Genomic DNA, 10517 nt, shown 5'->3' with positions numbered 1-10517 from the left:
CAGCGGCACAGAAAGGCGGATGGTCGAATCCAGCACCTGGACGATTGCGTTGAACATGTCCATTTCAGGCCCCTGTCCCCTTGACCGCCTGCATGCCGACCGACTTCGGACTGACCGAGGCGAAAAGCGCCTGGATATAAGGCCTGAACATATGTTCCAGCGCGCCGGCGAACAGGATGACAAGGCCCTGTATGATGACGATCATGTCGCGGCTGATCGCCGGCATCTCGAAGGCAAGCTCGGCGCCGCCCTGGTAGAGCATGCCGAACAGGATGGCCGCCAGCACGATGCCGACCGGATGCAGCCGGCCCATCAGCGCCACCGCGATGCCGACATAGCCGGCGCCGGACACGAAATCGATCGCGACATTGTGTTGGTCGCCCATGACAGGGTTGAGCGCCATCATGCCGGCCAGCGCGCCCGAGATCATCATCGCGGTGATGATGATGCGGGTTTCCGAAATGCCGGCGTAGCGCGCGGCCTTTGGGCTGTGGCCATAGGTGCGCATCTCATAGCCGAGCCGGGTGCGCCAGATCAGCAGCCAGACCAGGAAGGCCATGACCAGAGCCAGCAGGAAGCAGATGTTGAGCGGCGCCGAGCGGATCTTGGCGCCGAACAATTCAATCACCCAGTTGAGCTTCGGCAGTTCCGCGCCGGCAAGGAAATTGCGCGTCTGCGGTGCCTGCGAGCCGGCCGGCTTCAGCGCGCCGACCAAGAGATAGACCATCACCGAGGCCGCGATGAAGTTGAACATGATGGTGGTGATGACGATGTGCGAGCCGCGCTTGGCCTGGAGATAGGCCGGGATCAGACCCCAAAGCGCGCCGAACGCGGCGGCCGCCACGATCGCGATCGGAAAGATCACCCACCAGGGCATCACGCTGTCGAGGCTCAGGCAAACGAGCGCGATGCCCAGGCCGCCTATATAGGCCTGGCCCTCGGTGCCGATGTTGAACAGGCTGCAATGCGCCGCCACCGCCACCGACAGTCCGGTGAAGATGAAGGTGGTGGCATAGAAGAGCGTGAAGGCGATGCCCGTGCCCCTGCCGAAGGCGCCTTCGACGAGGATGACGGCAGCGCGGAACGGGTTCTCGCCGACCAGCATGACGACGAAACCGGCGACGATAAAGGCGACTGACAGGTTGATCAGCGGGATCAGACCGTAATCGGCCCAGGCCGGCAGCTTGGCATAGGGCGTGCTCATTCGGCGGCCTCCTGGTGCTCGACGCCGGCCATCAGGAGGCCGAGTTCGCCTTCGGTCGCCTCGGGGCCGCGCTCGCCGACGACACGGCCAGCGAACATCACCAGGATACGGTCGGAGAGCGAGCGGATTTCGTCGAGCTCGACCGACACCACCAGCACGGCCTTGCCCTGGTCGCGCATGGCGATAAGCCGCTTGTGGATGAATTCGATCGCGCCGACATCGACGCCGCGCGTCGGCTGGCCGACGATCAGCACGCCGGGGTCCTGTTCCATTTCTCGCGCTAGCACGATCTTCTGCTGGTTGCCGCCGGAGAAATTGGCCGTCTTGAGGCGCGGATTGGCGGGGCGGATGTCGTATTTCTCGATCTTGTCCTTGGCGTCGGCCATGATGGCGTCGACGTCGAGGAACGGCCCCTTCAGATAGCGCTCGTCATCATGATAGCCCAGGATCGAATTCTCGTTTTCCTCGAAGGCGAGCACCAGCCCGACATGGTGGCGGTCCTCCGGCACGTGGGCCAGCCCGCGGTCGCGCAATTCGCCGGGATCGGCCTTGCCGGTGAGGTCGATCGGCTTGCCGTCGAGCATCACCTCGCCGGAGACTGCGTGCCTGATGCCGGAAATCGCCTCGAGCAGTTCGGACTGGCCGTTGCCGGCAACGCCGGCGATGCCGACGATCTCGCCGCCGCGCACGTCGAAGGAGACGTCGTCGACCATGGTGACGCCGCGCTGGTCCTCCACCGTCAGGTTCTTCACCGACAGTTTTACCGCGCCGGCTTCCGACTGGCCTTTCTCGACCCTGAGCAGCACGCGCCGGCCGACCATCAGCTCGGCCAATTCGCCGACGGTGGTTTCCTTTGTCGTCCTGGTCGCGACCATCGTTCCCTGGCGCATGACCGAAACCGTGTCGGTTATCGCCATGATCTCGCGCAGCTTGTGCGTGATGAGCACGATCGTTTTTCCCTGGTCCTTCAATTGCTTGAGGATGCGGAAGAGGTGGTCGGCCTCGGCCGGCGTCAACACGCCCGTCGGCTCGTCGAGGATCAGGATCTCGGCGCCGCGATAGAGCGCCTTGAGGATCTCGACGCGCTGCTGAAGGCCGACCGGCAGCTCCTCGATGACGGCGTCGGGATCGACCTCGAGGCCGTATTCGCGCTCCAGCCGGTCAAGCTCCGAGCGCGCCTTGCTTATGCTGCTCTTCAGCAGCGCATCGTTTTCGGCGCCGAGGATGACGTTTTCCAGCACCGTGAAATTGTCGACCAGCATGAAATGCTGGTGGACCATGCCGATGCCGAGCGCGATGGCGTCGTTGGAGGTATGGATCGAAACTGGCTTGCCGCCGACGCGGATCTCGCCGCTGTCGGCCTGGTAGAAGCCGTAGAGGATCGACATCAGCGTCGACTTGCCGGCGCCGTTCTCGCCGACAATGCCGTGGATGGTGCCGCGCGCGACTTCCAGGTTGATATCGCGGTTGGCGCGCACCGCGCCAAAGCTCTTGTTGATGCCTATGAGCTCAATTGCGGCTTGCGCCATGCAGCCTGTCCCACTCAGTTTTTTTATCGCTTGGTCAAAATGCCTAGCATGATGCCCCGCTTATGCCAATCGGCCGTTCACTCTCGACAAATCCCCGCGCCCTTGTCAATTTCGAACCTGAGCAGGTTCCGCAAAAGTGTCCCGCGGTTTTCCGATCGGAACCTGCGAGAACCAACTGAGCATAAGCAGGTACTCGTGGGCATCCCACGAATATCTGCTTGGATAAGGCTTCACATGCGCAAGGACCGGTTTTGCATGGCCATGCCTGACGATCGGCTGACGACGCTGGAAATCCGCGCCGCCGAGCAGGAAAAGACCATCGAGGAACTGTCCGGCCAGATCGCCGAACAGTGGAAGGTGATCGAGCGCATGGAGCGCAAGCTCGCCGCCTTGACCGACCGCTTCCTGGAGTTGGAGGAGCAGACCGCCTCCGACGTGCCGGTGACCAAGCCGCCGCATTGGTGAGGCCCATGGGAAAAGACGGCCATGTCCAGTGAAAGCGACCGTGTCGCCCGGGCCGGCGACTATGTCTTCGGCCTGATGAACGACAGGGAACGCGCCCGCGCCGAGCGCGACCTCGAGATCGATCCTGCCTTTCGCGACACGGTGCTGCGGCTCGCCGAGCGCCTGCGTGCGCTTGATCCCGCGGCGCCCGAAGCGCGCGGCAATCGCTGGGAGTTGGTCACGCAACGCCTTGCCGAACTGCCGCAGATGCAGGCGCGGCTCGCCGGCATTGCCGCTCCTGAGGCCGAACCGCCGCCGGCGATGATCCACCGGCTCGAGCGCAAGCCCTACGGCGTCGGCCTGCATTCGCTTGGCGGCAGGCTGGGCTTCGTCATTGCGCTCGCCCTGCTGGCAGCGTTCGCGCTCGGCTATATCGTCGGCACGCTATAGGTTGTCGCCCTCGGCCACGGCTTCGATCGTCGGCCGCATCATCCCCTGCCAAAAACGAAACCGCCGGGCACTGGCCCGGCGGTTCAAACCTGCTTCAGATGCCGATCAATAGGGGCACTTGTTGTCAGCGGTATAGTCGTGCACCTCGACCTTGCCGGCGATGATGTCGGCCTTGGCCTTTTCGACCGCGGCCTTCATCTCGTCGGTCACCAGCGCCTTGTTGTTGTCGTCCATGGCGTAGTCGACGCCGCCTTCCTTGAGGCCGAGATTCTGGAGGCCGCCCTTGAAGGTGCCGTTCTTGCCGTCCATGAAGGCGTTGTAGACGGCAACGTCGACGCGCTTCATCATCGAGGTCAGCACCTTGCCCGGCTGCAGGCCGTTCTGGTTGGAATCGACGCCGATGCCGAGCTTGCCGGCATCCGCCGCCGCCTGCAGCACGCCGACGCCGGTGCCGCCGGCCGCCGCGTAGACCACGTCGGCGCCTTGGTCGATCTGCGTCTTGGCGATCTCGCCGCCCTTGGCCGGGTCGTTCCAGGCCGCAGGGGTGTCGCCGGTCATGTTCTGGATGACGTCGGTGGCCCCGGCCGACTTGGCGCCGCCGACATAGCCGCATTCGAACTTGCGGATCAGCGGGATATCCATGCCGCCGATGAAGCCGACCTTCTTCGACTTCGACGCCATCGCCGCCAGGATGCCGACGAGGTAGGAGCCTTCGTTCTCCTTGAACACCAGCGAGCGGACATTGGGCAGATCGACGGCATCGTCGATAATGGCGAAGTTCAGGTCCGGATAATCTTTCGCGACCGCCTTCAGCGCGTCTTCCCAGGCAAAGCCGGCCATGACGATCGGGTTGCGGCCGTCCTCGGCGAAGCGGCGCAGCGCCTGCTCGCGCTGCGAGGCATTGGAAACTTCGAATTCGACATAGGCTACGCCGGTTTCGGTCTTGAACTTCTCGGCGCCATGATAGGCGGCTTCGTTGAAGGATTTGTCGAACTTGCCACCCAGATCATAGAGGATGGCCGGCTGCACGTCCGCGGCGAAAGCCGGAAGAACCATTGCGGTTGCGGCCAGAAGGCCGAGAACGATACGTTTCATGTGATCCACACCCTGTCGGTTATTTTTCCGTTTTGCGCCGCCTGCCTACCCGGTTCTCCGGCAGGCTGGCGACGCCAGGCAGGAAGTGTTTGCCCTTCCCGCTCGCGGCCAATCTGGCACGGCGCGAAACAAAATTCACGTGGATTTTTGACCTGTTGGAAAAAGCGGTTACCGGCGGTCCGGCACGGCTCTTTGAGCAATTCCAGGAAAGTGTGAAGCGGTCAGGCTCGCGCGGTTTCGCCGTAGCATTCCGTCCGGAATTGCGTCGCAACGAGAGCCTTCAGGGGCTTGGAGCGAATTCCGCGCCCCGGCGCCTGCGCCGGTAGCCGATGGCGTAGAGCAGGAAGGCAAGCACCGCGAACACGGCGAAACCAGGCTGCGCGAGCACCCAGGCGAAGGCGCCGTCCCACACCAGCGGACTTGCCTTGGCGCGCACGAAGCTCTCGAAGGCGGCGCGGGTATCCGGCGAGACCGCCAGCCAGCTTGCGTTGAGCGGCGTCATCACCAGCGAGGAGGCGGCGACCGAGCGTGTCGTGTCGATCACCGCCATGATGACCGAAATCGACAGCGCTATCATGGCCGCCAGCCGAAAGATGAAACGCAACATCGACGCTCTCCCCGGGAAGGCTCCCGTCTACCCCGCCATCGACATAGAGCGTGCGTGGTTCCCGCGCAATCGCGGCCCCATGAAATTGACACCATGAAATTACCGAGCCCGCGGCGGCCTGCGCCGGTTGACCCGCCAGATGGCGAAAATGCAGCCGGCGATCGCGCCGACGATCAGGCCGCCCAGCCCGATGAAAGCCGCGAAAAATCCGCACGCGCCCTCGAAGCAGCTCATATGCGTCAGGTCCGCGATCAGCGAACCGGCGAAGAACCCTCCAAATGCGCCGATCACGCCGCCAAGGATGATGCCGAGCAGCGCGGCGAGGATCGAGACGAAGACCGGCGGCCGGTCAGTCTCCGGATTGGCGTAGACCGTCTCTGCGCCGGCGCCGTTGCGCAGGAGATAGATACAGAGCAGGCCGATGGCGATCTCGGCGACGGTGAAGCCCAGCCCCTCAGCCGAGAACACGAAGTCGGACACCAGCAGCACATAGGCCTGGCGCACCAGGATCCAGATGATGATGGCGACCTGCCAGATCGTGTAGTGGCGCGGGAAACGGGCCGATCGGTTGAAGGCGAGACCAAGCAGGTACAGCCCCCACAGAATGGTGATGACGCCGCCGGCGAGGCCGCCATAGATCAGGAAGAGGACGTTATCCGGCAGGCTGAAGTCGCCGATCAGCCGCCAGTTCGAGATCAGGCCATAGGCCGACAGGCCCATGACGATGACGAGCCAGGCCACTGGGATGAAGGAAAGCCCGCTGTCCGGCCGCCCCGCGGGTTGCTGGTCGATCGATGCCATGTCAGGACAATGCCCCTCGCAAAGCCCAATGCAATTCTCGGAGCAGTCGACAGGCAGGCAAGGCCGAAGTCAAGCTTGGATGGTCACGCAGGGCACCGACCACCTCACGGCGGCAGCCGCTTTTCCTCCTCGACCGCTTTCAATCGCACGACCGACACTGAGCAAAGGGCCCGCGCCACGACCTTGGTCGACACACTGCCGAGGTGGCGGCGAATTGCCGAAGAGGATCGGGCGCCGACAACGATGTGCCCGACATCATTGTGCTCGGCATAGTTGAGGATCGCGTCGGCCGGACTGACGGCCTCCAGCACGTGATAGCTTATGCGGTCCTCCGGCAGATGCAGCGGACGCGCCCAGTCCTTCAGCGCGACCAGCCGCTGCAGATAGACCAGGCGCCCCGATTCATCGACATCCGGCGTCTTGCCGACAATCTCGGTCTTCAACACCGTCACGCAGGCCAGCCAGGAATCCTGACGTGCCGCAAGGACACGCGCGGTTTCATTGCGAACCTCGCCTGCCAGCGCATCGCTTCCGTTGGCAAGGTCGACCGCGGCCAGAACGATCGGCGGTCCGGCGCGCACCGCGGAGCTCGCCGCCTTGCCAACCAGCGACTTCTCGTCCGTCCTGCGGAAAAAATTCCTGATCGCGCCCCAGGCCCGTTCGTTCGATGGCGCGCTCTTCCTGGCGACCACAACCTGATCGGGATTCCTGAGATCCGAAAGAACATGCGCCGCTTCGCCATAGCGCCTGGATCGGTCGACTTCCATGCATCGAACAATGACGGCCTCCAGCCACCTAGGTATGGCCTTATCGATGTCTCGCGGCGGCTTGGGCGCATGGTAGAGCCTGCGCTTCATTCCTGCGAAGGTGGCCGGACGCCCGAAGGGCTCCTCGCCGGTGGCGAGCTGATAGAGGATACAACCCAGCGCGAATATATCGCTTGCGGGATCGGACCTTTCGCCCAGCACCTGTTCCGGCGACATATAGGCTGCCGTGCCCATCGGCACGGAACTCTCTTCGCCGAGAAGGTCCGGAAGCTCCGCATGGCGGGCGAGGCCGAAGTCCAAGAGCACGGCGCCGCGCTCGGCCAGAATGATGTTTTCAGGCTTGAGATCGAGGTGGACGACCTTCTGGCGGTGCAAGGCGGCGAGCGCCTTCGCGATTTCGGCGCCGATCCTTGCCACCTCGTCCGGCGGCTGTGGCGCGCGGTTCGTCAGCTCCGCCAGACCGATGCCGGCGACGAACTCCATGGCAAGATAGGGAACCTTCGCCAGGCTTCCGGATGCCGCGAAGCGTGGCACATGCGGACCCGACAGGCGTTTGAGGATCAGTTCCTCGGCTTCGAAGCCGAGAATGACGGAAACGTCTCCGCCCGGGTCGAGAAACGGTATCTTCAGCAGAAGCGGGAAATCGAAATTTGGATTTCTCGCGCGCCATAGCGTCGCCATGCCGCCGGATTGAAGCCGCTCGACGAGCTCGAAACCATCGATGCTTGCCCCTGCCTCGAACTTCTGCATCCATCGCCTCCAGGTTGACTAGCGGCCGATCTTCAAGCGCATGCCGAGCCACCCGGGCAAGCCTGACGCCTGAATCTTGCGGGCGGTTTCCTCATGATCGTAAGGAACGCGCACCATCGTCACCTCGCGCCGTTCCGTGTCGAGAAGCGCGAAGCAAGCGGCCGGGTTGCCATCACGCGGCTGGCCGACCGCCCCGACCACGACAAGATGCCGCCTAAGCTCGGACAAGGGCGCCCCCACATTGTCGAGCGGCCGAAAATGAACCGGCCGTCTGCCGGGCAAAGCGTAGTAAATGGCTGGAATGTGGGTATGGCCACAGAAGATGAAGCGCGCATCGCTTGACGACAGGCAGCGTTCTGCCGCGTCGACGTCGCGTATGTACAGCCATTTTTCCGGCCGTTCCGCGCTGGCGTGAACATAGAGCCGGTCGCCGGATCGTGAAGAGAGCGGCAACTGCGCAAGAAAATCGAGCTGTGCCCGGGCGAGCCGTTCGCGGGTCCACTCGATGGCGGTTCGAGCGTTCTCCGTCATGTCGGTCCGGCCCAACGCCGCCGCTTCATCGTGGTTGCCCTTGATGCAGAACGCGCCGCCCTCCACCAGATGGGCGGCCTTCTCGACCACATAGACAGGATCGGGCCCGTAGCCGACCAGATCGCCAAGCAGAACCAGCTGGTCCGGCGCCTGCTTCCGAACGACCTCGAGGACTGCGTCGAACGCCTCACGGTTGGCATGGATGTCAGACAGGATCGCGATGCGCATTCAACCTTGTCCCGGGAAGCGCGCAACATAGCAAGGCGACGGCTGCAAGGAATTTGATCCGGCTCAATACCTCCGCGAGCTTACGGCAAAGCATCCCCCGCCAATTGCGGTTACCTTGTCGACTTCCACGACATTGCTGCGGATCGGCTGTCCGGCCTCTCACGCACGCTGGAACCAGGCTGCAGCTCAGGCGCGAACGGCTCCTGCGGGTCAGCCCGCGCACATCACGCGAACGGGCAGCACGCCGTCGTTGAGGCAGCCCTCGGGCCATCCACGGCCAAAAACCTTTGCGATGCCATTATGGCTTGGCATTCGCTTTCGGATCGACTAGATGAGCCCCGCGCCTGTTTGCCTAGACGGCTAGCGGGTGCGGGGAAGGGTTGCCCGCCGGTTGAAGGCACACCACATATCCGTCAAGGACTTCCCATGGGAGCATCTCCCCAACCCGCGCGGCAAAACCGGCTGGCGCGAGATGTCAAGGACGGAGAGGTGGCCGAGTGGTTGAAGGCGCACGCCTGGAAAGTGTGTTTACGGGAAACCGTAACGCGGGTTCGAATCCCGCTCTCTCCGCCATCGCTGTTGCTACGATATTGAATCGCCTGCAGATTTCGCAACCCTAGTCTTCAAGGCCCTCATTTTACCCCACATTTTGCACAGGATGTGGCGGCTTATTGAGCGACCGAAGAGGACAAAGCATATGAGATCAAAATCATCGCGGGACATGCCGGGCCCGAAACCCCGGAAGGACAAAGAGCGGGATACCCGGGAGGCGGAGGCCAAGACGCCCGACAAGACCAATGACTGGGACCGCGACCTCGTCCACGCTGATGGTCAAACCTCCGGGATAAAGTCTGAGCAGGGCCTGGCCTCAAAATAGTCAAAGACAGCCACGGCAGGCTTGCCCGGGTAGAAAGCGTTGTTTGCCCGCTTTGAGGCCTTACCGCTCGCGGGCTAGACTGGCTCCATGATTTTCAAACTGACGTTTCTTGGCACCTCGGCCAGCGTACCCTCTGCCGAGCGAAATCACCCTGCCCTGCTCATCGAGGCCGGAGGCCACCGAATTCTGGTTGATTGCGGGGAAGGCACGCAGCGCCAGCTGCTGCGCAGCGGCGCGGGCTTCAGGCGGCTTCATCGCCTGTTGCTCACGCATGCCCATTTCGACCATATCCTTGGAATTCCCGGCCTGTTCTCGACACTCCGGTTGCGGCAAAGTGACTATCTCCTGACCGTCCACGGAGGCTCGGACACCCTGGACCTCGTTGTGCGCATGCTCGCTGGTCTGTGGGGTGAAGGACGAGCGCCGATCCCACTAAAGCTCGAGCCGCTGACGCCCGGCCGGTTTTTCGACGCGGACGAATTCATGATCGACTGCTTTCAGGTTCGTCACCGCGACACCGATAGCTACGGCTTCGTGCTCGAGACTCCACCGCGCCGCCACCTTCGCGCCGAGCACCTCACGTCTCTGGGCGTGCCAGACGGTCCAATCAGGAAGGAACTGGTAGAAGGCCGGTCTATCACCCTCGTCGATGGCCGAACAGTTGCTCCCGAAGATGTATTAGGCCCGCTGGAAGCAGGCAAGAAGCTGGTCATCATCGGCGATACGGAGGCGACCGATGATCTCGCGGACCATGTCTGCGGCGCCGACCTTCTGGTGATCGAGGCCACCTTCCTGGAACGGGATGCGACCATGGCCCGCGACTATGGTCATCTCACGGCTGCGCAGGCGGCATCCCTGGCAGCGATCAGCAACGTGAAGCAGCTCGTTCTTACGCATATCTCTGGTCGATATGCCGACGAAGAAATACTCGCGGAAGCCGTGCAGGCATTTCCGAACAGCCGTATTGCGGCTGATCTCGATGTGCTCACCATATAATGGCCGACGATGAAATTCAGGTTAGGCATCATTTCTGATCCTGATGTGAGCTGCTGAGTTGTATCCCCGACGGCCGGTCCCTCGGGGTGTTAGCCGTTCCAATCGCAGGAAGCCCATCGCTTACGCTCATTAAAGCACGTCGCGTTTAATTGGCCTCATATCCGGCAGCTTTGAAGAAGTTTCTGCACTGTAGCGGGTCGAACAGGTCGCATATGTCCTTGAGCGCGTTGCATAAGGC

10 protein-coding genes and 1 tRNA gene are annotated in these 10517 nt (G+C 62.8%); 4 read left to right on the top strand and 7 right to left on the bottom strand.

What is annotated here, in order from left to right; all coding sequences use genetic code 11:
* Nucleotides 1–64: 64 nt before the first annotated feature.
* Together EOA23_RS26625 and EOA23_RS26620 are read right to left on the bottom strand one after the other, a co-directional pair.
* Nucleotides 65–1204 (bottom strand): ABC transporter permease, encoded by a 1140-nt coding sequence (locus EOA23_RS26625; protein WP_042639286.1) that lies wholly within the window; start codon nt 1202–1204, stop codon nt 65–67.
* A complete protein-coding gene (locus EOA23_RS26620; protein ID WP_127306342.1) occupies nt 1201–2733 on the bottom strand; it encodes an ABC transporter ATP-binding protein in 1533 nt (510 codons plus the stop codon). The genes EOA23_RS26625 and EOA23_RS26620 overlap by 4 nt, the downstream gene beginning before the upstream one ends.
* 255 nt (nt 2734–2988) lie before the next feature.
* Here EOA23_RS26620 and EOA23_RS26615 point away from each other — a divergent pair, with 255 nt between their 5' ends.
* The gene (locus EOA23_RS26615) at nt 2989–3198 is read left to right on the top strand and encodes a SlyX family protein (RefSeq protein WP_127306341.1); all 210 of its coding nucleotides are present in this window, start codon (nt 2989–2991) and stop codon (nt 3196–3198) included.
* A 21-nt stretch (nt 3199–3219) separates the two neighbouring features.
* Nucleotides 3220–3627, top strand: a complete 408-nt coding sequence (locus tag EOA23_RS26610; protein ID WP_127306340.1) for a hypothetical protein — start codon at nt 3220–3222, stop codon at nt 3625–3627.
* Between the two features lie 105 nt (nt 3628–3732).
* On the opposite strand, the gene EOA23_RS26605 is transcribed toward EOA23_RS26610, so the two are convergent.
* The 5 genes from EOA23_RS26605 to EOA23_RS26585 all read right to left on the bottom strand — a co-directional run bounded on the left by EOA23_RS26605 (nt 3733) and on the right by EOA23_RS26585 (nt 8406).
* The gene (locus EOA23_RS26605; RefSeq protein WP_042639278.1) at nt 3733–4722 is read right to left on the bottom strand and encodes a BMP family ABC transporter substrate-binding protein; all 990 of its coding nucleotides are present in this window, start codon (nt 4720–4722) and stop codon (nt 3733–3735) included.
* 280 nt (nt 4723–5002) lie between these two features.
* Nucleotides 5003–5329, bottom strand: a complete 327-nt coding sequence (locus EOA23_RS26600) for a hypothetical protein (protein ID WP_127306339.1) — start codon at nt 5327–5329, stop codon at nt 5003–5005.
* Between the two features lie 99 nt (nt 5330–5428).
* Nucleotides 5429–6130: a DUF2569 family protein gene (locus tag EOA23_RS26595; RefSeq protein WP_127306338.1), complete on the bottom strand. Its 702-nt coding sequence runs from the start codon at nt 6128–6130 to the stop codon at nt 5429–5431.
* Between the two features lie 104 nt (nt 6131–6234).
* Entirely contained in the window at nt 6235–7647 is a 1413-nt protein-coding gene (locus EOA23_RS26590) for a bifunctional serine/threonine-protein kinase/universal stress protein (RefSeq protein ID WP_127306337.1), read from the bottom strand.
* Nucleotides 7648–7665: 18 nt separating this feature from the next.
* Nucleotides 7666–8406: a metallophosphoesterase family protein gene (locus tag EOA23_RS26585; protein WP_127306336.1), complete on the bottom strand. Its 741-nt coding sequence runs from the start codon at nt 8404–8406 to the stop codon at nt 7666–7668.
* 483 nt (nt 8407–8889) lie between these two features.
* Between EOA23_RS26585 and EOA23_RS26580 the strand changes: the two genes are divergently transcribed.
* Nucleotides 8890–8979, top strand: a tRNA-Ser gene (locus EOA23_RS26580).
* Between the two features lie 394 nt (nt 8980–9373).
* Nucleotides 9374–10279, top strand: coding sequence for an MBL fold metallo-hydrolase (locus EOA23_RS26570; RefSeq protein ID WP_127306343.1), 906 nt, complete (start codon nt 9374–9376; stop codon nt 10277–10279).
* Nucleotides 10280–10517: the final 238 nt, after the last annotated feature.

This window comes from Mesorhizobium sp. M2A.F.Ca.ET.042.01.1.1, from assembly GCF_003997405.1.
GTDB lineage: Bacteria > Pseudomonadota > Alphaproteobacteria > Rhizobiales > Rhizobiaceae > Mesorhizobium.
This window is presented reverse-complemented; position numbering and strand designations above follow the sequence as displayed.